Source organism: Oscillospiraceae bacterium (assembly GCA_015067255.1).
GTDB lineage: Bacteria > Bacillota > Clostridia > Oscillospirales > SIG519 > SIG519.
Window position 1 is genome coordinate 21,877 of record SVMS01000005.1, and the last position, 22,343, is coordinate 44,219.

Annotated in this window: 21 protein-coding genes and 1 other RNA gene; 11 read left to right on the forward strand and 11 right to left on the reverse strand. The window is 36.3% G+C overall.

Annotated elements, in window-relative coordinates; genetic code table 11:
• Positions 1–7: 7 nt before the first annotated feature.
• The 5 genes from E7480_02180 to E7480_02200 form a co-directional block, all read right to left on the reverse strand.
• Positions 8–907, reverse strand: coding sequence for a GTPase Era (locus E7480_02180; protein ID MBE6903397.1), 900 nt, complete (start codon positions 905–907; stop codon positions 8–10).
• A gap of 48 nt (positions 908–955) precedes the next feature.
• A complete protein-coding gene (ybeY, locus tag E7480_02185) occupies positions 956–1,417 on the reverse strand; it encodes an rRNA maturation RNase YbeY (GenBank protein MBE6903398.1) in 462 nt (153 codons plus the stop codon).
• Entirely contained in the window at positions 1,414–2,322 is a 909-nt protein-coding gene (locus tag E7480_02190; protein MBE6903399.1) for a PhoH family protein, read from the reverse strand. Before E7480_02190 ends, ybeY begins: the two co-directional genes overlap by 4 nt.
• Positions 2,323–2,408: 86 nt before the next feature.
• Complete coding sequence (locus E7480_02195) at positions 2,409–4,778, reverse strand: endonuclease MutS2 (protein MBE6903400.1); 2,370 nt, start codon at positions 4,776–4,778, stop codon at positions 2,409–2,411.
• 26 nt (positions 4,779–4,804) lie between these two features.
• Positions 4,805–5,689, reverse strand: coding sequence for a helix-turn-helix domain-containing protein (locus E7480_02200; protein MBE6903401.1), 885 nt, complete (start codon positions 5,687–5,689; stop codon positions 4,805–4,807).
• A 78-nt stretch (positions 5,690–5,767) separates the two neighbouring features.
• On the opposite strand from E7480_02200, the gene E7480_02205 reads away from it, so the two are divergent.
• The 10 genes from E7480_02205 to E7480_02250 all read left to right on the forward strand — a co-directional run bounded on the left by E7480_02205 (position 5,768) and on the right by E7480_02250 (position 15,296).
• Positions 5,768–7,264 carry a carbohydrate kinase gene (locus tag E7480_02205; GenBank protein MBE6903402.1) on the forward strand — a complete coding sequence of 499 codons (1,497 nt, stop codon included), beginning with the start codon at positions 5,768–5,770 and terminating at the stop codon, positions 7,262–7,264.
• A 121-nt stretch (positions 7,265–7,385) separates the two neighbouring features.
• Positions 7,386–7,730, forward strand: an RNA gene (rnpB, locus tag E7480_02210) — RNase P RNA component class A.
• A 49-nt stretch (positions 7,731–7,779) separates the two neighbouring features.
• The gene (locus E7480_02215) at positions 7,780–8,127 is read left to right on the forward strand and encodes a hypothetical protein (protein ID MBE6903403.1); all 348 of its coding nucleotides are present in this window, start codon (positions 7,780–7,782) and stop codon (positions 8,125–8,127) included.
• Complete coding sequence (locus tag E7480_02220; protein ID MBE6903404.1) at positions 8,120–9,289, forward strand: cation:proton antiporter; 1,170 nt, start codon at positions 8,120–8,122, stop codon at positions 9,287–9,289. The genes E7480_02215 and E7480_02220 overlap by 8 nt, the downstream gene beginning before the upstream one ends.
• Before the next feature lie 25 nt (positions 9,290–9,314).
• Complete coding sequence (locus E7480_02225; GenBank protein MBE6903405.1) at positions 9,315–10,325, forward strand: flippase-like domain-containing protein; 1,011 nt, start codon at positions 9,315–9,317, stop codon at positions 10,323–10,325.
• A 3-nt stretch (positions 10,326–10,328) separates the two neighbouring features.
• Entirely contained in the window at positions 10,329–11,312 is a 984-nt protein-coding gene (locus E7480_02230; GenBank protein ID MBE6903406.1) for a WYL domain-containing protein, read from the forward strand.
• A gap of 30 nt (positions 11,313–11,342) precedes the next feature.
• Positions 11,343–11,957 (forward strand): Holliday junction branch migration protein RuvA, encoded by a 615-nt coding sequence (ruvA, locus tag E7480_02235; GenBank protein ID MBE6903407.1) that lies wholly within the window; start codon positions 11,343–11,345, stop codon positions 11,955–11,957.
• Positions 11,958–11,991: 34 nt separating this feature from the next.
• Positions 11,992–13,053, forward strand: a complete 1,062-nt coding sequence (gene ruvB / locus E7480_02240; GenBank protein MBE6903408.1) for a Holliday junction branch migration DNA helicase RuvB — start codon at positions 11,992–11,994, stop codon at positions 13,051–13,053.
• Between the two features lie 77 nt (positions 13,054–13,130).
• A complete protein-coding gene (locus tag E7480_02245; protein MBE6903409.1) occupies positions 13,131–14,477 on the forward strand; it encodes a phosphoglucosamine mutase in 1,347 nt (448 codons plus the stop codon).
• 78 nt (positions 14,478–14,555) lie between these two features.
• Positions 14,556–15,296 carry a YebC/PmpR family DNA-binding transcriptional regulator gene (locus E7480_02250; GenBank protein MBE6903410.1) on the forward strand — a complete coding sequence of 247 codons (741 nt, stop codon included), beginning with the start codon at positions 14,556–14,558 and terminating at the stop codon, positions 15,294–15,296.
• A 69-nt stretch (positions 15,297–15,365) separates the two neighbouring features.
• Here the strand turns inward: E7480_02250 and E7480_02255 are convergent, their stop codons facing one another.
• The 6 genes from E7480_02255 to E7480_02280 all read right to left on the reverse strand — a co-directional run bounded on the left by E7480_02255 (position 15,366) and on the right by E7480_02280 (position 19,731).
• Positions 15,366–15,974, reverse strand: a complete 609-nt coding sequence (locus E7480_02255) for an acetyltransferase (GenBank protein ID MBE6903411.1) — start codon at positions 15,972–15,974, stop codon at positions 15,366–15,368.
• A 64-nt stretch (positions 15,975–16,038) separates the two neighbouring features.
• Entirely contained in the window at positions 16,039–16,569 is a 531-nt protein-coding gene (locus tag E7480_02260) for an adaptor protein MecA (protein MBE6903412.1), read from the reverse strand.
• Between the two features lie 75 nt (positions 16,570–16,644).
• A complete protein-coding gene (locus E7480_02265) occupies positions 16,645–17,343 on the reverse strand; it encodes a hypothetical protein (protein MBE6903413.1) in 699 nt (232 codons plus the stop codon).
• 15 nt (positions 17,344–17,358) lie between these two features.
• A complete protein-coding gene (locus E7480_02270; protein ID MBE6903414.1) occupies positions 17,359–19,050 on the reverse strand; it encodes a DEAD/DEAH box helicase in 1,692 nt (563 codons plus the stop codon).
• A gap of 29 nt (positions 19,051–19,079) precedes the next feature.
• Positions 19,080–19,286, reverse strand: coding sequence for a DUF1653 domain-containing protein (locus E7480_02275; GenBank protein MBE6903415.1), 207 nt, complete (start codon positions 19,284–19,286; stop codon positions 19,080–19,082).
• Position 19,287: 1 nt separating this feature from the next.
• Positions 19,288–19,731, reverse strand: coding sequence for a YaiI/YqxD family protein (locus E7480_02280; GenBank protein MBE6903416.1), 444 nt, complete (start codon positions 19,729–19,731; stop codon positions 19,288–19,290).
• Positions 19,732–19,876: 145 nt separating this feature from the next.
• On the opposite strand from E7480_02280, the gene E7480_02285 reads away from it, so the two are divergent.
• Positions 19,877–22,294 carry a hypothetical protein gene (locus E7480_02285; protein ID MBE6903417.1) on the forward strand — a complete coding sequence of 806 codons (2,418 nt, stop codon included), beginning with the start codon at positions 19,877–19,879 and terminating at the stop codon, positions 22,292–22,294.
• Positions 22,295–22,343 lie beyond the last annotated feature (49 nt).

The following is a 22,343-nucleotide window of genomic DNA, read 5'->3' on the forward strand; positions in this document are numbered from 1 at the left end:
AACCCTTTTATTGATTGGTATATCCGAAGTTTTTCAACATTCTGTCATTGTTGCGCCAATCTCCCTTATCTTTAACCCAACATTGAAGATTTACACGGCAATCAAAGAAGCGCTCCATATCTTCTCTTGCTCTGGAGCCTATAAGCTTGAGCATTTTTCCGTTTTTGCCGATTATAATTCCTTTGTGGCTTTGACGTTCACAATAAATCACAGCGCTTATATCAAGAATATCGCTTTCCTCACGCTCTTTAAAGCTTTCTATTTCAACTGCAATACCGTGGGGAATTTCATCGGATAATGATTTTAATGCCTTTTCTCTTATTATTTCAGCGGCAATTTGTTTTTCGGGCTGGTCGGTAATCATATCTTCGGGGAAGAATATAGCACCGGGTAGTAAAAGCTTTTCAATTTCGGAAATGATAAGCTCTCTGTCTTTGCCTCCTTTTGCGCTTGTTGGAATAATAGAAGCAAAATCGAAAAGAGAATTAAAGGTTGTGATAAGCTCTGCAACCTCTGTAGCGCTTATTGTATCAGTTTTGTTTATTATAAGAATAACCTGCTGTCCCGAAGCTTTAAAGCTTTCAAGCAAGGAAAGGTCAATTTCGGAAGCGCTGTTTTTAGGCTCAACAACAAAAAGCACAATATCTGTATCGGTAAGAGCCTCTTTTATATTTTTAACCATAAATTCAGACAGCTTGGTTTTAGGCTTGTGCATACCGGGAGTATCTACAAAAACAATCTGAGCAGTATCGGTGTTTAAAATTCCTGTAATACTGTTTCTTGTAGTCTGGGGACGGTGTGAAACGATGGCAACCTTTTCACCTACAAGAAGATTTAAAAGTGTTGATTTTCCTACATTTGCTCTTCCTGCAATAGTTACAAAACCGCTTTTTTTAGTATAATTCATATAATTTGCCTTTCCGACTCCAAAAGAGCCAATAAAAATTTTGCGTTTTTAAACTGCGTATATACGGTGAATGATTTCGTCTTGCTTTGAAAACATTTCTTTTTCATCTTCTTCTGAGGTTTCGTGGTCATAGCCTAAAAGATGTAAAACGCTGTGAATTGTTAAAAAAGCAATTTCACGCTCAAGACTTTGTAAATTTTCTTTAGCTTGTCTTGCAGCAGTGTCTATAGAAATAACTATATCTCCCAACATATAGCAGTTGTTGTCGGGATTTTTTTTAAGTCCTTCGCTCTGATCTGATAGGGGAAAGGAAAGAACATCTGTAGCCTTATCCTTGTTGCGAAATTGCTTGTTGTACTGATGTATCTGTTCGTCGTCGGTTAAAGTTATTGATATTTCATAGTTTTCAAAACAGTTTTCGTATTTTAAGGCTTCGGTAGCCGCCTCCATAATAACAGCCTTATATTGTCTGCTGTCGGGATAGCTGCAGGAAAAACAAAATTTAATCATTTTCTTTTACCGTCCTTTTCGTGCTTTTCATAGGCATTTACAATTTTTTGTACTAACGGATGACGTACAACATCTTTGTGAGTAAAGCGGCATATAGCAATATCTTCAATGTCCGAAAGTATTTTAGAAGCTTCTATAAGTCCCGATTTTTTACGGTCGGGTAAATCTATTTGAGTAACGTCTCCCGTAATTACTGCTTTAGAGTTGAAGCCTAATCTTGTTAAAAACATTTTCATTTGTTCAGGGGTTGTATTCTGAGCTTCGTCAAGAATTATAAAGGAATCGTCAAGAGTACGTCCTCTCATATATGCCAAAGGAGCAACCTCTATTATAGAACGCTCCTGCATTTTTGCAAAGGATTCAGCACCAAACATATCAAAAAGAGCATCGTATAAAGGTCGTAAATAAGGGTCAACCTTGTTTTGTAAATCACCAGGCAAAAAGCCTAATTTTTCTCCCGCTTCAACAGCAGGACGTGTAAGAATGATTTTTTTGATTTCTTTTTTGCGCATAGCATTTGCAGCTTTAGCAACGGCAAGATAGGTTTTTCCTGTTCCTGCAGGGCCTATACCAAAAGTAATTGTATTTTTACTTATTGCATCGCAGTAAAGCTTCTGTCCCTGTGTTTTAGGCTTTACAGGACGTCCCGAAGAGGTGATACATATACAGCTTTCAATAAGAGAAACAGCAAGACCTTCATCTCCTGTTTCGGAAAGGCTTATAATATAACGTACCATTTGATTGTCAATAAGCTGTTTTTTCTTTGCAATCTCACCTAAGCTTTTTAAAACTCTTTCAGCCTTGTCAGCAGAAGCCTCGTCCTGCGCAGTTATTTTAACAACAGTATCTCTGTTTATAATTGTAACGGAAAAATGCTTTTCTATTATAAGCACATTTTCATCCATATTTCCGAAAATTTCGCCTACTGTTTCTATTGTGTCAAATTCAAGCAAACGCTCTGTCAAATAAATTCAATCCTTCCAAAAATAAATTAACGCAATTCAACTATTGTTACACCTGTTTCACCTTCACCGAAGACACCTAAACGGAAGGTACGGACACACTTGTTTTTCTTAAGCATACTGTGTACCGCACTCCTTAAAACTCCTGTGCCTTTTCCGTGAATTATTGATACTGTTTGTAAACCTGAAACAACAGCATTATCAATAAATTTAAGAACTTCATCTTCAGCCTCTAAAGCATTATAGCCTCTTATATCAAGCTCTGAGGAAACGCTACGGGAAGAGAGGCTTTTATTTATCGTAACAGTAGACTTTTCAGATGTCTTTTTTTCTTCAATGAGAGTTAATTCTTCAAGCTTTATTCTTGTTTTCAGTATACCCGCTTGTACTAAAACTTTTCCGTTTTTATCAGGTAATTCTAAAACCGTTGCAGGCGTGTCTATATTTTGAAGCTTAACGCTGTCACCGATTTGCAAAGGTCTTGTAAGCTTTGGCTTTTGTTTAGATTTTTGTTTAATATCGGGAATAGAATTTTCAAGCGAGGATAGGGTAGAAGAGGACTTTGCTTTTGCTTTATTGATATTTTCAGCAAAGTTTTTTGCATCTTTTTTGCGACGGATTTGTTCTAATTCGTCAATTCTTCTTTGAATTTCCTCTTTGCTTGTCTGAATTAAAATTTCTAATTCTTCCTGAAGCTTTTCACGCTCAAGTCTTGCTTTTTCGTCAAGCTCTTCACGTAATTTTTTTGCATTTATAAGCATTTTGTCGGTTTCTTCACGCTGTTTCTGAGCAATTTGACTTTCGCTTTCAAGCTTTTTTCTGCTCTTTTCAAGATTGTCAATAACATCTTCAAAACGGCTGTTTTCATCGCTTATAAACTCATTAGCCTTGTCAATAATAGAGGGTTCTAGCCCAAGTCTTGAAGCTATGGCGAAGGCGTTGGAACGTCCCGGAATACCTGTTATAAGCCTGTAGGTAGGCTTTAAGGTTTCTATATCAAATTCACAGGAAGCATTTTTCACTCCCTTAGTTTCAAGAGCGTATAATTTAAGCTCGGGATAGTGTGTAGTGGCAACAAGCTTTACACCGAAATTAGCAAGATATTCAAGAATTGATATAGCAAGAGCAGCACCTTCTATGGGGTCAGTACCTGCGCCCAGCTCATCAAATAGAACAAGTGAGGAACTGTTGGCAGCTTTTACTATTTCAACAATATAGGTCATATGCGATGAAAAAGTGGAAAGAGATTGGGATATACTCTGTTCGTCTCCTATATCTGCGAAAACGCTTTCAAAAACACTTATACAGCTTTTGTCCTGAGCAGGAATTAAAAGACCGCTTTGAGCCATAAGTGTTAAAATTCCAAGCGTTTTTAAAGCAACTGTTTTTCCGCCTGTGTTAGGTCCTGTAATAACTAATGTGGAATAGTCAATTCCCAAGGAAATATCTATCGGAACAACTTTTTTAGCATCAATAAGAGGGTGTCTTGCCTTTTTTAAATCTATTTTACCTTCATTATTTAACAAAGGCTTAACGGCATTCTGCTTTTTTGCAAGCTTTGCTTTTGCAAATACATAGTCAATAAATATAACAGATTCGTAGTTTGTAATTATGCTTTCTTCAAAGGTTGCAGTTTCAGCAGAAAGCTCATATAAAATTCTCTCTATCTCGTCTTTTTCCTTTTGAACAAGCATTTTTATATCATTGTTGGCTTCTACAACGCTCATAGGCTCAATAAATAAGGTTGCGCCGCTGGCAGAGGTATCGTGGACAAGACCTGCGATTTCACTGCGGTATTCAGCCTTAACAGGTATAACGTACCTTTCTGAACGTACAGTAACAATAGGCTCTTGCAAATATTTCTGAGTGGCAGGGGAATGAGTGATTTTTTGTAAGCTATCTTTAATTTTTTGAGAGGTAATACGAATTTTTCGGCGTATGTCAAAGAGGGTTTGAGAAGCGTTGTCAGCAATTTCGTCAACACCTAAAATAATAGAAAAAATCTTCTCTTCCAAATATTTATTGGGCATAAGTAAGCTTATATATTCATTAAGACTGCTGTCAAAGGAATAGTCTTCGAAATAGGTGCAAAGATTTCGTGTAACCTTTAAAACCTTAGCAATTTCAAGAAATTCAGCAGTAGAAAGAATACCTCCAGATTGAGCTCTTTTAACAGAATTTACAATATCCGTTACAGGAGCAATAGGAGGCTCTCCGCCTTTTAAAATATAACGAAAAGCGTCATCTGTATTTTCAAGAAGAATTGAAACTTCAGAGATATCAGTTTTGGGCAAAAGCTCAGAGCATATTTTTTTTCCGCCTTGAGTAATGGCTTTTGAAACAAGTAAATCTATAACGCTTTTATATTCGAGGGCATTAAGAGCTCTATCAAAATTCATTTTACGGCACCTTTCTATAGGGATTATTAAGTGAGTGTTCTCCATTTTGAAGGAGATAATCCTGTTTTAGCTTTAAAATATTTTGAAAAATAATTATAATCGTAAATGCCGACAGCTTCAGCAATTTCTGCAATTGACATATTGGTAGATAAAAGAAGCTTTTTGGCACGCTGTATACGCTTTAATGTTATGTATTCAGATATTCCCGTACCCAATTCTTCTTTGACAAGTTCATAAAGAGTAGTACGTGAAACGTTTAACTGCTTGCAGATTTTTGAAACGGTAAGCTCTGAAGAAAGATTGTTTGATATATATTCTTTAAAAGCGGTTATTTGCTGAGAACGGCTTGCAGAAATTGATTCGGAAAAAAGCCTGAACTGTACGCACATTTTTATTATTTGACAAGCAGAGGAAATTTCATTTTTGCTCATAACATTAAGGGAAGAAGAGGCTTTATCAAAGGCTTGCCTTTCAATTCCTAAGCTTTTACAGATTTCCCAAAGAAATGAAAAATCTTTATTTTCTGCCGTTTGCCCGAATAAAACATAGCCTATGATTTTTTCGGCTTCAATTATGGGTATAACAGTTTCGCAAAGCCCTGCATTACAGGTAAAGGAAAAATCTTTCTTTGTTTTTTGACATTTTAAAAAAGCATTTTTTATTGCTTGAGTGCATTTGAGATTTCCGTACGGATTGTTTTTTATAAGAGAACAAAATTTGCAATCTTCTTTAGGGTGTGAAAGAATAGGATTGAAATTTTCATCAAAAAAAGAAATTTTCAACCCAGTAACAATATTCAAATCTGTAAACAATTCAGAAAAATGTTGTTTATCTAATAAAATAGGCAAAGATATCCCTCGTTTTTGGACAAATTTACAGATTGTCAAATAAATCTTACTATTATTATACATCTTTTTTCTGTAATATCAAGTTATAAAACTGATTTTATTTAATTTTATATCAGTAACAAATAATAGGAGTGATTCCAAATGGCATTTTTAGGATTGGATTTAGGAACAACAGGCTGTAAAGCGGTTATCTGTGATGAAACAGGAAAAATGCTTGCTAAGGCTTACAGAGAATATAAAGCGGTAAGAAACAACGAAAAGCAAGTAATAGATGCTGCTGAAATGTGGAACAGTATTCAGTACGTTATTTCAGAAAGCGTTAAGAAAACTACTGAAAAGGTAAGAGCTATAGCTGTTTCTTCTTTTGGCGAAGCTTTTGCTTGTCTTGATGAAAACGATAATCCATTATGTGAGATTATGCTTGCTACCGACCAAAGAGGAGATAAGGAATGCGAGGATCTTGCAAGCCGTATAAGCTCTGAAAGAGTACAGAGTATAGCAGGTGCTGAAATTCACCGTATGTATAGCGTTTCAAAGATTATGTGGTATAAAAACAATATGCCTGAAAGCTATAAGAAAACAAAGAGAATTTTGTTTATGGCTGACTATGCTACATATATGCTTTGCGGCGACAGTGTTGTAGACTGTGCGTTGGCTGCCCGTTCAATTTTACTTGACGTTCATAAAAAGGAATGGTCTTCTGAAATATTTGATGCCGCAGGACTTGATATGTCAATGTTCTCTCGTCCCGCATGCGCAGGCGAGCCTGTTGCTAAGGTAAGACCTGAAATTGCAAGAAGCCTCGGACTTGACCCCGAAACTCTTGTTGTAAACGGTGCTCATGACCAAATTTGTGCTGCTATCGGAGCAGGCGCTTTAAGTGCAGGCGTTGCAGTAAACGGAACAGGAACAGTTGAGTGTGTAACTCCCGTATTTGAAAAGCCCGAAAGCACAGAGCTTATGGGTAAATATAAGTATGCTCTTGTACCTCACGCTGTTGAAGGCCTTTATGTAACTTATGCTTTCAGCTACACAGGCGGAGCTATGCTCACTTGGTTTAGAAATACATTTGCAAAATATGAAGCTGAAATGGCAGCTAAAAACGGAGAAAATATTTATGCACTTTTGGATAGTGCCATCTCTGAAACTCCTAGCGGTATCTTAGTATTACCTCATTTCTCAGGCGCTGCAACTCCTTATATGGATACACAGGCAACAGGAACAATGATGGGACTTACTATCGGTACTCAGTCCATTGATATCTACAGGGCAATTATGGAAGGTGTTGTATATGAAATGTTCAACAATCTTGAGTGCCTTGAAAAAGCAGGAATACATACAGACGAGCTTCGTGCTACAGGCGGCGGCGCATATTCTGCTCCTTGGCTTCAGATGAAGGCTGATATCACAGGAAGAAAGATTATCAGCTATAAAAACTGTGAAGCAGGAACAATGGGATGTATTGCTCTTTGCGCAAAGGCTGTAGGCGATTTCAAAACATTGGAAGATGCAGTAAAGGTTTACTCACAGTCAGGCGTAACATATTACCGCAACGACCGTTATGTAGACAGATATCTTGAGCTTTACGATAGATATAAGAAGCTCTACAACGCAACAAAGGAAATTATGCAAGGTTAATTTGTAATTACAAAAACGGAGACTCTTTTCAAAAAAGAGCTCTCCGTTTTTTCTCGTTTAAAAAGCCTTTTTAAAAGCTCATATGCTTGACATAAATGTATATTTGGTGTATCATAAAAGGTGAGTAAATCAGACAATCGCGGGCACAAATGCCGAAAGGCTGTGTCTGAGGAAAGTCCGGGCTCCACAGGGCAGAATAACTGATAACGTCAGCCGAGGGTGACCTTAGGGAGAGTGCAACAGAGATATACCGCCTGCTTTTGCAGGTAAGGGTGGAAAGGCGAGGTAAGAGCTCACCGACTGCGAGGTAACGAAGCAGTCCTGTAAACCCTATTCGGAGCAACACCGTATACAAGGCGTCAAGGTGGCCCGCCGTGCCTTAGAGGTGGCATAATTTATATGGTGACATATAAATAAGATAGATGATTGTCTAATACAGAACCCGGCTTACAGATTTACTCATTTTTTGATTTTATATTCGATTTTTATCGGGTAATATATATGAGGTGATAGACTTGCAGCTAATAGTTATAGTTCTTAACAAAGTAGAAAAATTAGAGGATTTGTTAACTGAGTTTGCAAAAAAAGAAATCAATGGCGCAACAATTTTTGAAAGTACAGGAATGGCAAGAGTTTTGGGACATCATGAGGATTTGAAGTTTTTCGGAACACTTCGAATGATGATAAATCCTGAAAGGGAAGAATCCAAAACTATTTTTGTTGTTCTTGAAGAGAGTAAAATCCCTGTTTTAAAGGAAGCGGTAAAAACAGTGTTAGGGGATATTTCAAAACCTGATACAGGAATAATTTTCGGCTTGCCGGTAAGCTTTGTGGACGGAATTGGAGATATTTCAAATGACTGATAATACCCTTCTTATTTTAGGCATAATTCTTTTTTCGGGACTTATTTTCGGAAGACTTGCAAAGCTTATAAAGCTTCCGAATGTTACAGGATATCTTGTAGCGGGACTGATTTTAGGACCGTATTGTTTAAAAATTATTTCGGAAAATACAGCATCTTCTTTTAATATAATTTCAGAGGTAGCTTTAGGCTTTATTGCTTTTTCTGTAGGTAGTGAATTTAAAATTTCTTATTTGAAAAAAGTCGGAATTACGCCGCTTATAATTGCGATTACCGAAGCCTTCGGAGCTATTATTTTGGTGGCAGCGGGATTGATCGCTTTTGGCTTTGATATTTCCTTTTCCATTGTGCTGGCTTCTATAGCATCAGCTACGGCGCCTGCGGCAACTATTATGGTTGTACGTCAGTATAAGGCAAAAGGACCTCTTACAGATACATTACTTACTGTTGTTGCCCTTGACGATGCAGTTGCGCTTATGGGCTTTGGAATAGCTGTCGCTGCGGCAAATGCTATAAACGGAGTATCCGAATCCCTTGTTATGACACTTATTACGCCTCTTGCTGAAATATTTGGAGCTCTTGTAATAGGCGCAATATTGGGAATTCTTTTCAATATTCCTTTGAGATTTTTCAAAAAAGACGGAAACAGATTAGTGGCAATATACGGATTTATTTTTATAGGCGTTGCAATTTCTCAGCTTGTAAATGTTTCATCTCTTTTGCTATTGATGTCTACAGGCTTTGTTTTGGTAAATATGAACAGAGAAAGCGCATCGGTAATGAAAATAACAGATTATGTAACACCGCCGATTTTTCTTATGTTTTTTGTAGTTTCCGGTGCAGAGCTTAATCTTTCGGTATTGAGTCAGATTGGTCTTGTGGGAGTGCTTTATATAGTTTTGAGAGTAGTCGGAAAAATGCTTGGTGCGGCTTTTGGCGGAATGATAATGAAAGCGCCTAAAACAGTTGTAAAATATTTAGGTCCTACGCTTGTTCCTCAAGCGGGTGTTGCTATCGGTCTTTCTCTTATAGCAACTACAGTTGTTCCTGAGTATGGACAAACGATAAGGGCTGTTATTCTTTGTGCAACGTTTATCTATGAGCTTGTAGGTCCGCTGTTAGCAAAAGTTTCACTTAAGGCAGCAGGAGAAATAAACTCATAATCTTGTATCAGAAAGGAGGGTTTTTATGATTGATTTTATAAAGAAAAAATTGAATATCATAATAATCCTTTTATCAGCGCTGATACTTGTGGTTTGCGTTTTTGTTGTAGACAATCCTAAAAATCTTTTTAATGCTCTTACAACAGCAAAGCCTTTATGGCTTATTTGTGCTTTTTTATGTATTGCTTGCAGTTGGATATGTGAAGGGGCACAGCTAAAGTTTATTGCTAACGGAATAAAGAGCAAGCTTTCTTTTTTAAACTGTATCAGAAATACAATGATAGGTCAGCTTTTTAACTGTATAACCCCGTTTGCTACAGGCGGTCAGCCAATGCAGATATATCATCTCACAAAAAATAAAGTAACCTTAGGAGAAGCCTCTTGCATATTGCTTGCCCGTTTTGCAGTTTATCAATTTGCTTTAACGGCGTGGTCTTTTATTGCAGTTATAAGTAAATTTTACTTTTTTTCAGATAAAATATCAGGCTTTGGCTACATATCGTTTATAGGATTTACTATAAATACCGTTGTGTTTATTATTCTTCTATGTGTTGCTTTTTTCCCGATTTTTACACGAAAAGCGGCTAATATACTCATTAAGCTTTTAGCTAAGTTGAAATTTATAAAGGTTCAAAAAATAGAAGAAAAAATAAATAACGAGTTAGAAGTTTTTTACAGAGATTTTTCTGTTTTGAAAAAGAATTTAAAAATATTGATAATGCCTGTAATTATGGCATTTTTGCAATTAGGCTTTTTCTTTACAATTCCTTTTTTTGTATGTATGTCCTTAGGGGCTCAGAGTATAGATTGGTATACTATTTTCTGTGCAGCGGCATATGTGCTTATGATTTCTTCTTTTGTCCCGTTACCCGGAGGCTCGGGAGGAGCAGAAGGCGGATTTTTTGTTTTTTTCAAAGTGTTTATTTCTCAAAACGGTCTTTTGACAGTAGCTATTTTGTTGTGGAGATTTTTTACTTTTTATTTACCTATTATAGTAGGAACGGTTTTCTCAAGAAATATAAGAAAGGAAAGCTGAAGCTTGCCGAAATCATACAATCAGAAACTTAAAATTTTATATCTTGCGAAATTCTTAAGAGAAAAATCAGATGAGGATAACCCTGTAACTGTAGCACAAATGCTTGAAGAGCTTTCGAGATACGGAATAAAAGCAGAAAGAAAATCAATATATTCCGATATTGAAGCGCTTAATTCTTTCGGGCTTGATATTGTTTGTGTAAAGGGCAAGAGTACAGGATATTTTATGTCAGGCAGAGATTTTGAGCTTGCAGAGCTTAAGCTTCTTGTAGACAGTGTTCAGTCCTCAAAATTTATCACTTTAAAAAAATCACAGCAGCTAATAAAAAAGATTGAAGGCCTATGCAGTGAAAACAACGCAAAGCTTCTTCATAGACAGGTTTATGTATTAAATCGCGTCAAAACAATGAACGAAAGTATTTACTATAATGTGGATATAATTCACAGATGTATTGATGAAAATAAAAAAATAAGCTTTAATTATTATGAATATACAGTATCCAAAGAAAAGCTTTTTAAGAAAAACGGAAAGGATTATATAATAAGTCCCTTTGCTTTAACCTGGGATGATGAAAATTATTATCTTTTAGGTTATGACAGTGAAGCCGGAATAATAAAGCATTACAGAGTAGATAAAATGGCGAAAATAAATTCTGTAGATGAGCAAAGAGACGGCTTTGAAAAATTTGAAAGCTTTGACTTGGCTTCTTATTCAAAAAGCACGTTTTCTATGTTTGGCGGAGATATGTGCGACGTTAAGCTGAGGTTTGAAAACAGCCTTTGCGGTGTTGTTATTGACCGTTTTGGAAAAGAAGTTATTATGGTTCCTGACTCGGATAATCATTTTGTTATAAATGTAAAGGTTTCTGTTAGCCCTATGTTTTTTGGTTGGCTTTTTTCCTTTGGTAATAAAGTCGAAATTCTTTCGCCTCAAAGTGTTAAGGATAAAATGAAAGACACTCTTAAATCTGTGGCGAAAAATTATTAAAAGGAGACAGCACTTTTTGTGCGGACAAATATGTACTATTATTTTTTTGGTGAGCTTGCTGTTTTAGAGCAAAATTTTGCTGTGATTGATTGCGGCGGAGTGGGATATAGATTAGGCATTTCTTTAAATACATATAAATTTCTCACAAAGCATAAAATCGGTGAAAGAGTAAAGCTTTTTGCACATCTTTCTGTAAGAGAAGATGCACAGGACCTTTTCGGTTTTTATAATATAGAAGAAAAAAATGCCTATTTATTGCTAACAGGTGTATCGGGTGTAGGTCCTAAAGCGGCGTTGGCAATTTTATCGGAGCTTACTTATGATAAGGTTGCATTAGCAGTAGCAACAGGGGACAGCAAAGCATTTACAAGAGCTTCGGGAGTAGGTCCTAAGCTTGCACAGAGAATTGTTTTGGAGCTTAAGGATAAAATTAAAAACGAGCAGCTTGTTTCAAGCTCGGAAAGCTTTGAAGACGTATATATTCCTACAAATTCTGCTAAATCTGAAGCAGTTACAGCACTTGCTGTTTTAGGATATTCCCGCAGTGAAGCTCAGGCGGCTGTAAACAGAGCAGGCTTGCCCGACAGTGCAACGGTTGAAGAAAATATTAAAGCGGCATTGAGCCAGCTTATGAAAAATATATAAAGGATAAGGACACATAAAGTGTCTTGGTTTTAAAATGGACGATTTTGAATTAGAAAATCGAATAATTTCATCATCGCTTATAAAGGAAGATGAAGCAGAGCTATCCTTGCGTCCTCGATATATGAATGAATATATCGGTCAAAAAAAGGTTAAGGAAAATCTGCAGATTTTTATTGATGCGGCGAAAAAAAGAGGGGAGTCCTTAGACCACGTTCTTTTATACGGCCCTCCCGGTCTTGGAAAAACAACTCTTGCAGGAGTAATAGCCAATGAAATGGGAGTCGGTATAAGAATTACATCGGGACCTGCTATAGAAAAGCAGGGCGACCTTGCCGCTTTGCTTACTAATCTTTCTCCCGGTGATATTCTTTTCATTGACGAGATACACAGACTTTCAAAAAGCGTTGAAGAGGTTCTTTATCCTGCTATGGAAGACTATGCCTTGGATATAATTATCGGCAAAGGCCCGTCTGCCCGTTCTATAAGGCTTGATTTACCTAAATTTACGCTTATAGGCGCTACAACAAGAGCAGGACAGCTTACAGGACCGTTGAGAGACCGTTTCGGTGTGATAATGCGCCTTGAGCTTTATTCTGACGAAGAGCTTAAAAATATCGTTTTAAGAAGCGCCGAAATATTGGATATAAAAATTGAGGATTCGGGAGCTTTGGAAATTGCAAAGCGTTCAAGAGGAACTCCCCGTATCGTAAACAGACTTCTTAAAAGAGTGCGTGATTTTGCAGAAATAAAAGCGCAAGGCGTTATAACTAAAGAGGTTGCTGATATGGCGCTCAAAGCTATGGAGATAGATTCTTTAGGTCTTGACGGTGTTGACAGAAGGATGTTAACAGCTATAATAAAAAGCTTTTCGGGAGGACCTGTAGGTCTTGAAACGCTTGCTGCAACGATAGGTGAAGAAAGCGTAACTATTGAAGATGTATACGAGCCCTTTTTAATGCAGCTTGGCTTTTTGAACCGTACCCCTCGAGGTCGTTGTGCAACACAGGCGGCATATAAGCATATGGGTATTCCATATAATAAGAATAACAAAACAGCAGAAAATGAAAATCAACTTAAATTTGACGAAGAAAAGTAAAAACTTGATTTTATGTATCTGTTATGATAAAATACTTAGCGGTTTTATCTTTCAAAGAAAGGATATGAATTTTTACTATGGGTAAGCTTTTCGGAACAGACGGAATAAGAGGTATTGCCAACGAAGATTTAAGCTGCGAGCTTTCGTTGAAGGTTGCAAGAGCTTCGGCACAGGTTCTTATGCGTCGTTTTCATAAAAAACCTAAGGTAATTATAGGTCAGGATACAAGAGAAAGCGGAAATATGATAGGCTTTGCTATGGCAAGCGGATTTACCTCTGCCGGTGCAGATGTTGTGATGTTAGGAGTAGTGCCTACTCCTGCTGTTGCATATCTTGTAAGAAAATACAATGCCGATATAGGTGTTGTTATTTCAGCATCGCATAACCCTTCAAAGTTCAACGGAATAAAGCTGTTTAACGGTGATGGCTATAAGCTTCTTGATGAAATTGAAGACGAAATAGAAAATTGCATTTTTTCGGGAGATATAGTACCTGCAGAGCAAATAGGTAATATTTCTTTTTGCGATACTGCGGCAAAGGACTATGTGGATTTTCTTTTATCCTCTGTGGAAGAAAAAGATTTCAGTTCTTTAAAAATTGTAGTTGACTGTGCAAACGGAGCTTCGTATATTACCGCAAAGCCTCTTTTTGAAGCTTTAGGTGCAAATGCTGAAATTATTTTTGATAATCCTAACGGAAAAAATATTAACGATGGCTGCGGCTCAACGCATCTTGATAAGCTTGCAAAGAGAGTTGTTGAAGGCGGATACGATATAGGTATTGCTTTTGACGGAGATGCTGACCGCTGTCTTGCTGTAGATGAGCAGGGTAATATTCTTGACGGTGACAGAGTTATTGCCGCACTTGCTGTAGATTTAAAGCAAAGAAATAAGCTTACCGGTAATAAAGTTGTTGTTACTACCATGACCAATATGGGCTTTAATAAAGCTATGGAAAAAGAGGGAATAGAAGTAGTAGCAACTAAGGTTGGAGACAGATACGTTCTTGAAGAGATGCTTAAACAAGGCTTAAGCGTAGGCGGAGAGCAATCGGGACATCTTATTCTTTTGGATATAAATACAACCGGTGACGGTCAGCTTACAGCTCTTGCTCTGCTTTCCTATCTTATAAGAACAAAGCAAAAAGCATCGTATGTAACAGAGTTGGTAACACCTTATCCTCAAGTGCTTATGAACGTTAAAGCTGACAGAGATGAAAAAGAATTTCTCAATGAAGATGTGGAATTTAACAGCGTTATTGATGATGCTAAAATCACTTTAGGTAAAAATGGAAGAGTCGTTATCCGTCCTTCTGGTACAGAGCCTCTTGTAAGAGTAATGGTAGAGGGTGCGGATTTGGATATTGTTACTCAGCTTGCAAATACAATTGCGAAAACAGCAGAAAAGAGAATAGCTGAAAAATAGTATTTTAATAGCACCTTATCACGCTCGGGGTAAGAAAAGCTTAATAAATTAAAGAGCAGAAAGGTTAACGGATATAATATGTCAGGACATTCAAAATGGAAGAATATTATGCACAAAAAGGAGAAGACAGATTCTCAAAGAGCTAAAATATTTACAAAAATCGGAAGAGAAATAACAATGGCTGTTAAAGAAGGCGGCCCTGACCCTGCGTCGAATTCAAAGCTTAAGGATATTATAGCAAAAGCAAAGTCAAATAATGTTCCAAACGATAATATTGACAGAGTAATAAAGAAAGCGGCAGGAGCAGGAGACAGCAATAACTATGAAGAAATAACCTATGAGGGTTATGGCCCTATGGGAGTTGCGGTTGTTGTAGAAACCTTAACCGATAACAGAAACCGTACAGCAGGTGACTTAAGACATTATTTTGATAAATGCGGCGGAAACTTAGGCCAGAGCGGTTCTGTGTCCTGGCAGTTTGCAAGAAAAGGAATAATTGTAATCAACGCTGAAGGAAAAGATGAAGAAAAGCTTATGGATGATGCTATAACAGCAGGTGCAGTTGATTATAATTTTGAAGAGGGAATATTTGAAATATTTACAGACACAACTGAGCTCAGAGCTGTTAAAACTTCTCTTGAAGAAATGGGCTACATTTTTGAGTCTGCTGAGGAGGAAATGATACCCTCTAACTATGTTTCAATTTCAGGGGAAGAAACTATTAAAAAGATGAATTTATTGCTTTCTTTACTTGAAGATAATGATGATGTTCAAAATGTATGGCATAACGTTGAGAATGATGACGTTCTTGATTTCTAAAATAACAATAAATGGCAGCTATTTTTGTAGAAAATAGCTGCCATTATACATTTTTATTAAAATTTGTAATTATTTGATTTTTTTAGCCGGAACGCCAACATATGTACCTGAAGCTTCAATGCTTTTAACAACAACTGCGCCTGCTCCGATTATACAATCTTCGCAGATGCTTATTCCGTTGCTAACAGTTGCGCCTATTCCTACAGATGTTCCTTTCCCGATTTTTACATCTCCCGCAAGCTTTGCGCCGACAGAGATATGTGAAAAATCTTCAATCACGTTGTCGTGCTCAACAGTTGAATGAGTGTTAATAATACAATGATTTCCTATCTTGGCAAACGGGTTAATCACAGCGTTTGCCATCACGGCAGTTCCTTCTCCAACAGATGTGTTAATTGCAGATATTATAGAAGAAGGATGAATGGCAGTATACCATTTTACACCTGCCATAGAATTTGAAATACGTTCACGTGCATTTGGGTCACCAATTGCTATAATAAAGTAACAGTCTTTATATTCAGTATAAACTTTATCGTCTTTCAAAATTGGTTTTTCGATAAATGTGTCTTTGTCGCAGTCGCTTGTTAAAAAGCCAACCAAATTGTCTCCAGAACACAGTACAATATCTGCAATGACTTTTGCGTGACCGCCTGTTCCGATAATAATTACATCTTTCATATTGTGTAAATCCTCCATTTATAACATCTTGGTTTTACTGTAGCTGAGAAGGGTAAGTGAGCTTTTATATTGAAAAATTTTCACATAAAAGAATAGCATATTCATCTAAATAGCTTTTTTTATTAAAGCTTTCATTATGCTTTCCGTATTCATTCAATTCAAGCATCATAGACGAAAGTGAAGCGTTATCGTCAGTATCTGCAATAAATGATAAAAAGTATTTGTCCTTTAGCTTATATATATTAAAATCAAAGGTGCGGATAAAAGATTTTTTGAAAATTTTGAAGCTGTCAAGAATATCATCTATTTGAGCAAACTCATAAACAAGCTCGGTGCTTTCGTTTTTTTCTGAAACGATTTTTGTGAAATATAAAAGAATGTTTCCATTATCCTCAGGATACGCTTCAATAAGCAGACGCTTATCTTTGGGATTAAAACCCGTTTGTATTTTAGCCTGTTCAATAACGGAGTAGAAAACCTCTTTTGTATGTCTGTCTTTACAATCAATGGTTGCAAAGGAAAGGTCGTAATAGCTTAAATCATCTTTTTCAAGAATAACCTTAAGCCTGTTTTTGTCTAATAGCTGCAGCTTCATAATGTCACCTCATCAATGGTTATAATACCATTATATTAAAAATTGTAAAAGATGACATTAATTAAATTTTGGAAATTAATATTGACCTATTATATTCCAAGGAGTAATAGCTCCGAGTATATCCTCATTTGGAGTACCGTTTTTAGTCAGAAAAACCATCCCTAAGCGGTGTCTGCTTTTGTTTGATGCTTCAAATAAGTCTTCAATTTCGCAAATCATACTGCTGTATTTAGCAAATTTGAATTCTTCAGAAAGGTGTTTGTCAATAGGTAAAAAATCAATAAAATCCAAGAATTTTGTATTGCTGTCAACAGATACCTTTCTTGTTGATAAAAGTGCAGAAAAAATACAGTTGTCGCTGAAAACTCCGAGTAGTTTTTTGCCTTTTAATATAGGAACATGGGAAAAGTTTCTTTTGTCCATATCTAAAAGAGTGGGTAAAACGTAATCGTCAAGGCTTTTGTAATAAAGACTTCTTGTGTGTATAGCAATTGTTGAGCATAGGGGAGGGTTATTTATAATTGAAATAAGCTTGTCAAGTAAATCAAAAGCGCTTTTACTTGGCTCTACAGCATATTCATCACCTATTTTAGGGTTATGAGTCAAAAGATTTCTTATTTCTTTACAGTAAGATAAATCGGCCTTATATGCGGCAAATTGACGCATATTCATAATATTTGTAATAGCACGTCCGTCACGCTCAAAATTATATTTAGCTATTGCCGCTGTTTCAAGCTCACGGTATTTATTTAAAAAATCAACTGTATTCGGCATAGAATATGCTCCTTGCTATAATTTAACTTTTTTCTTTTTGGCTGTGTTCGTTGCTTTTTTATCTTTGTGTATTTCAGTTTTAACAGGTTTGCCGCAGATTTTACAGCCTATCATTTTTTTAACAACTTCGTTTGCCAACGAATTTTTTATGCTTACAATACAGTAGCTGTCAAACATCTGTATTTTTCCTATATCTTTACCGGAAATATTTGTCCTTTCGGTAATTGCACCAACAACGTGATTTGGAGCAGCTTTTGATTTTTTACCTATATTTATCAAAAGCTTTGAATAGTTGCTTTCATCATAGGATTTAGAGACTGTTTTGCTTTTGCGTTTTGTATCGGCAGCCTTTTTATGCTCCTTCTTTTTAAGTGTAGGTTTAGATAAATAGACGTCTTCAAGAATGGGATAGCTGTCTTGAAATTGAAGCTGAAGTATTGCTGAAGCAATTTCGTCAGAGGATAAATCATAGTCGCATTTTAAGTGATTAAGCATTTGCGTATACTCAGCTGAAACCCCGTTTTCGAGTAGCTTTATAACATTGTCAATTTGTCTGTGCATATTCTTTTGATTTATTTGTTTACAAGTGGGGATAGGTAAGCTTTTAATTTCGGATTTAACAGCCTTTGCAATATCAAACATTACATAAACCTGTCTTTTTCCGCTGCAAAGAGTAACTGATATTCCCGATTTTCCTGCTCTTGCCGTTCTTCCAATTCTATGAACATAGTATTCGGTATTTTGAGGAATATCGTAATTTATAACGTAATCAATATCATTTACGTCAATACCTCTTGCCGCAACATCTGTAGCAACAAGGATTTTTACAACTCCGCTTTTGAAAGCATCAAGTGCCCTTAAACGCTGAGCTTGTTTTAAATCTCCGTGTATACACTCAGCGCGGAATTTATTTTGTCTGAGAAATTCGAATGTTTCTTCTGACATTTGCTTTGTGTTGCAAAAAATAATGGCACGCTGAGGGTTATAATAGTTTAAAAATAAATTTAACACCTCACGTTTTTTGCCTATTGGTGTTTCAATATAATTTTGATTTATATTTTCTAAAGTAACCTTAGCTTTGTCAATTTCAATTATTTTTGGATTTTGCTGAAATTCATTGGTAAGCTTAAGAATTTCAGGCGGCATAGTAGCGGAAAACATAATAGTTTGCTTTTGCTGAGGGGTTTTGCTTAAAATAGTTTCAATATCTTCCTTAAAGCCCATACTGAGCATTTCGTCTGCTTCGTCAAGAATGACAGCTTTAACAGCGTCAAGCTTTATAGTGTCCCGTCGCATATGGTCCATAATTCTGCCGGGGGTACCTATTATCATATTGGCACGCTTCAGCTTTATAAATTGTTTTTCCATAGAGTCTCCGCCGTAAATAGCAACACAGTTAACCTTCTTAAGATATTTAGAAAGGTTTTTTGTTTCCTGATAAGCCTGTCTTGCAAGCTCACGGGTAGGGCAGAGAACAAGGACTTGAATTTCTTGCTTGCTGAAATCAAGCATCTCAATAGCAGGGATAGCAAAAGCCAAGGTTTTTCCCGTTCCTGTTTGTGAACGGCCTATAACATCAGCCCCGGACCTAATAAAAGGTATAGCCTTTGACTGAATAGGTGTTGCATAATCAAATCCCATTTCTTCAATGGAAGCTTGAATTTCGGGTATAAGCTTAAGTTGTGAAAAGGTGATAGCTTCGTTCATAAATCCTCTTTCTGAAAAGTTAATATAAATTAAATTTTTCTGACAAATTCAAAGCGTTTGACAGTTTTGTCGCCAAGCTTTATTTCTTCATCCCACATTTTTATAGGACGTGCCCATATGCTGTCATTATATAAAGCCTTGTATACAACAAGCTCTTCTAAAGTTTCTGAATGTTTGGCAATAAAAAGAAACTCGTATTCATTTCCTTTATAGTGACGGTAAATTCCTCTTTCCATTTTAATTACATCCTTTATCTTTTAAAATTTCTTCGAGCTTTCTTGCAAAAAATAAGTTTTGCTCAGGCTTTCTTTTTGAAGGTCCTTTTAGCTTTCCGCCGGCGTTACGGATTTTCTTTGATATATGTCTTGACATTAAAAGACTGTCGATATTGGAATTATCATAAATCATTCCGTCTTGGTTTAAAACGGTAGCTTTTTTAGCAAGACACATAGCGGCAAGGCCATAGTCCTGTGTTACGGCGATATCCTCTGAGGAAATTATATTTACAAGAAAAAAATCTGTACTGTCTGCACCCTTTGAAACAGTAATTGTTTTAGCCCCCTTTTTTTCAAAGAAGTGAGAGGTATCGCAGATAATAATACATTCAATATTATTTTTTACAGCGATATCAACAGCTATATCAACTACGGGACATCCGTCTGCATCAATAAGTATTTTCATCTTTATATCTGTCTTTCTTTTTTTTATCAATTATCTCATAAATTATATGAGTGTGTCAAGATAATAAATGAATAATAGTTGATTTAAAAGTCTTAATATGTTATGATAAAATACAGTAATAAGTATTTGAAAGGAAATAGGCGTAATGTTAATGGAAAAGAGTTGGTTTTCTCGCTTTTCTACAACTAAGCAAAGCCTTATTGTGCTTGGCTTTTCTTTTTTGTTGGCTGTAACATTCTTTTTACCCTATGTAATTCAGGATGGAGGTCCTTTTTATTTTTATGGGGACTATACAGTTCAGCAAATTCCTTTTTACGTAGAAGCGCATAAGTGCGTAACAAACGGGGAAATCTTTTGGAACTGGAATACCGATTTAGGAGCAAACTTTATCGGCTCTTATACATACTATATGTTGGGAAGCCCGTTCTTTTGGCTTGTTCTTTTGCTCCCTTCATGGACAATGCCTTATGCTTTACCGTGGCTGTTATGTCTTAAAATAGCTGTTGCCGCTACAACATCCTTTGTCTTTATAAGAATGTTTGTACGCCGTAATGAGCTTGCTTTTATAGGTGCTCTTTTATATGCTTTTTCCGGCTTTTCAATATATAATATATTTTTCAATCAATTTCACGAAACAATAGCGCTTTTTCCTCTTTTACTTATTGGAATAGAAGAGCTTGTAAGAAATAATCGCAGAGGTATTTTTGCCCTTGCGGTAATGATTAACGCAATAGCAAACTTTTATTTCTTTGTTGCAGAGTGTATTTTCCTTGTTGTTTATTTTATTGTAAGACTGTTTTGCGGCTCGTTTAAAGAGCTTACAATAAGTAAGCTCATAGGACTTGCTATTGAGTCTGTCTTGGGCGTTCTAGGTGCGGCGGTGTTTTTACTTCCATCATATTTGGCGGTTATTCAAAATCCCCGTTCAAGCTCAAAAATTTTCGGTTGGAATTTGCTTTTATATTATGAGGTACAGATATATCCTAATATAATTATGTCTATGTTTATGCCTCCTGATATTGCCGCAAAGCCTAATTTCTATAATGATTTAAGCTCTCGTTGGTCATCAATAGCGGCGTGGATGCCGTTGTTTTCTATGAGTGCTGTAATTGCGTGGATGCGCAGAAGAAAGAAAAACTGGTTAGGCTATCTTTGCATTATTTTAATTGTTTTTGCCTTTGTTCCATTTTTGAATTCAAGTTTTCAGCTTTTTTCAAATGCCGTATATATGCGCTGGTTCTTTATGTTGACTTTAGTGTTTGCACTTACAACCGTAGTAGCCTTGGACAGATGCTCTTTCAAAGAGCTTAAAGCGGGTTTAGTAAGAACTGCTATAATCACGGCGGGAATTGCTCTTCCTGTAGGGCTTGTAATAGACCCTAATAAAAAGGAAGAAGCATGGTATGAGCAGATAGGACTTTTTAAATATCCGGAAAGATATATAATTTCTATTGTTATAGCAGCTGTAAGTCTTTGGCTTGCATATTATATTTACAGGCTTGTGAAAGAAAAAAACAAACATACCTTTACCGTAACTATTACAGCCCTTGCAGTTATAATAAGTATTTATGCAAATGTTTATGTTGCCAGCGGAAGAGAGCATAGAAGCTCTCCAAGAGAAGGCAGAGTGTTCACGGAGCAGAATTTGAAGGGAAGAGAAAAAATTCTTGAGTTTATTCCCGATATTGATAATTACAGAAGCGACGTTTTGGAAGGAAATCTTCGTATTGATAACCAAACTCTTTTCTGGCAAATTCCTACCATACAGGCATTTCATACTATGGTACCGGGCTCTGTAATGCAATTTTATAAATCGGTCGGAGTAACGAGAGATGTAGGAAGTCGTCCTACTAAAGACCATGTTTGGTTACGTAGCTTTTTATCGGTTAAATATCTTTTTGACCCTCAAAACAATGAAGAAATAGATATTATAGGGTGGAAAAAGATAGGTCAAGTAAATAACTTTACAGTGTGGGAAAACGAAAATTATATTCCTATGGGCTTTATTTATGATAAATATGCAACCTTCGAACAGTTTGAAGATGTTGACAAGGACAGCCGAGAAAATTTGTTGTTGAATGCAATAGTGCTTGACAATGAGCAAATAAAAAAATATGCTTCTCTCTACACTCAAGTAAACGATTCGGAAATATATTATTATTCCGATAGCGATATGGAAGAAGCTGTAGCGGAAAGAAAAGAAAACACTGTCAGCAATTTCCATAGGTCATCAAAAGGCTTTTCGGGAGAAATAACTCTTGAAGAACCTGAACTTGTATTTTTCACTGTGCCTTATGAAGAAGGTTGGTCAGCAAAGGTAAACGGAAAAGAAGTTGATATCGAACAAGTAAATAACGGCTTTATGGCAGTTTACTGTGATAAGGGAGAGAATAAAATAGAGTTTTCTTATATGACTCCCGGCCTTATTGTAGGATTATTGATATCAGTTATAGGAATAGTTCTTATAATCGCTTATATCATAATTGCAAATCTCTATATAAAAAGAAAAAAAGCTGAAATTGTAGATTATGAGCTTGAGCAGATGACATTTTTTGAAGAATAAGAACCTGACCCGCCTACGCATTAAAAATGCGGGTGGGTACCCCAGAACT

Excerpts from the sequence above, each read along its gene's own strand:
- E7480_02180 (MBE6903397.1), bottom strand. The coding sequence starts at position 907 with ATGAATTATACTAAAAAAAGCGGTTTTGTAACTATTGCAGGAAGAGCA.
- ybeY (MBE6903398.1), bottom strand. The coding sequence starts at position 1,417 with ATGATTAAATTTTGTTTTTCCTGCAGCTATCCCGACAGCAGACAATAT.
- E7480_02190 (MBE6903399.1), bottom strand. The coding sequence starts at position 2,322 with ATGGATGAAAATGTGCTTATAATAGAAAAGCATTTTTCCGTTACAATT.
- E7480_02195 (MBE6903400.1), bottom strand. The coding sequence starts at position 4,778 with ATGAATTTTGATAGAGCTCTTAATGCCCTCGAATATAAAAGCGTTATA.
- E7480_02200 (MBE6903401.1), bottom strand. The coding sequence starts at position 5,689 with ATGTATAATAATAGTAAGATTTATTTGACAATCTGTAAATTTGTCCAA.
- E7480_02205 (MBE6903402.1), top strand. The coding sequence starts at position 5,768 with ATGGCATTTTTAGGATTGGATTTAGGAACAACAGGCTGTAAAGCGGTT.
- E7480_02220 (MBE6903404.1), top strand. The coding sequence starts at position 8,120 with ATGACTGATAATACCCTTCTTATTTTAGGCATAATTCTTTTTTCGGGA.
- E7480_02225 (MBE6903405.1), top strand. The coding sequence starts at position 9,315 with ATGATTGATTTTATAAAGAAAAAATTGAATATCATAATAATCCTTTTA.
- ruvA (MBE6903407.1), top strand. The coding sequence starts at position 11,343 with ATGTACTATTATTTTTTTGGTGAGCTTGCTGTTTTAGAGCAAAATTTT.
- ruvB (MBE6903408.1), top strand. The coding sequence starts at position 11,992 with ATGGACGATTTTGAATTAGAAAATCGAATAATTTCATCATCGCTTATA.
- E7480_02245 (MBE6903409.1), top strand. The coding sequence starts at position 13,131 with ATGGGTAAGCTTTTCGGAACAGACGGAATAAGAGGTATTGCCAACGAA.
- E7480_02250 (MBE6903410.1), top strand. The coding sequence starts at position 14,556 with ATGTCAGGACATTCAAAATGGAAGAATATTATGCACAAAAAGGAGAAG.
- E7480_02255 (MBE6903411.1), bottom strand. The coding sequence starts at position 15,974 with ATGAAAGATGTAATTATTATCGGAACAGGCGGTCACGCAAAAGTCATT.
- E7480_02260 (MBE6903412.1), bottom strand. The coding sequence starts at position 16,569 with ATGAAGCTGCAGCTATTAGACAAAAACAGGCTTAAGGTTATTCTTGAA.
- E7480_02265 (MBE6903413.1), bottom strand. The coding sequence starts at position 17,343 with ATGCCGAATACAGTTGATTTTTTAAATAAATACCGTGAGCTTGAAACA.
- E7480_02270 (MBE6903414.1), bottom strand. The coding sequence starts at position 19,050 with ATGAACGAAGCTATCACCTTTTCACAACTTAAGCTTATACCCGAAATT.
- E7480_02275 (MBE6903415.1), bottom strand. The coding sequence starts at position 19,286 with ATGGAAAGAGGAATTTACCGTCACTATAAAGGAAATGAATACGAGTTT.
- E7480_02280 (MBE6903416.1), bottom strand. The coding sequence starts at position 19,731 with ATGAAAATACTTATTGATGCAGACGGATGTCCCGTAGTTGATATAGCT.
- E7480_02285 (MBE6903417.1), top strand. The coding sequence starts at position 19,877 with ATGTTAATGGAAAAGAGTTGGTTTTCTCGCTTTTCTACAACTAAGCAA.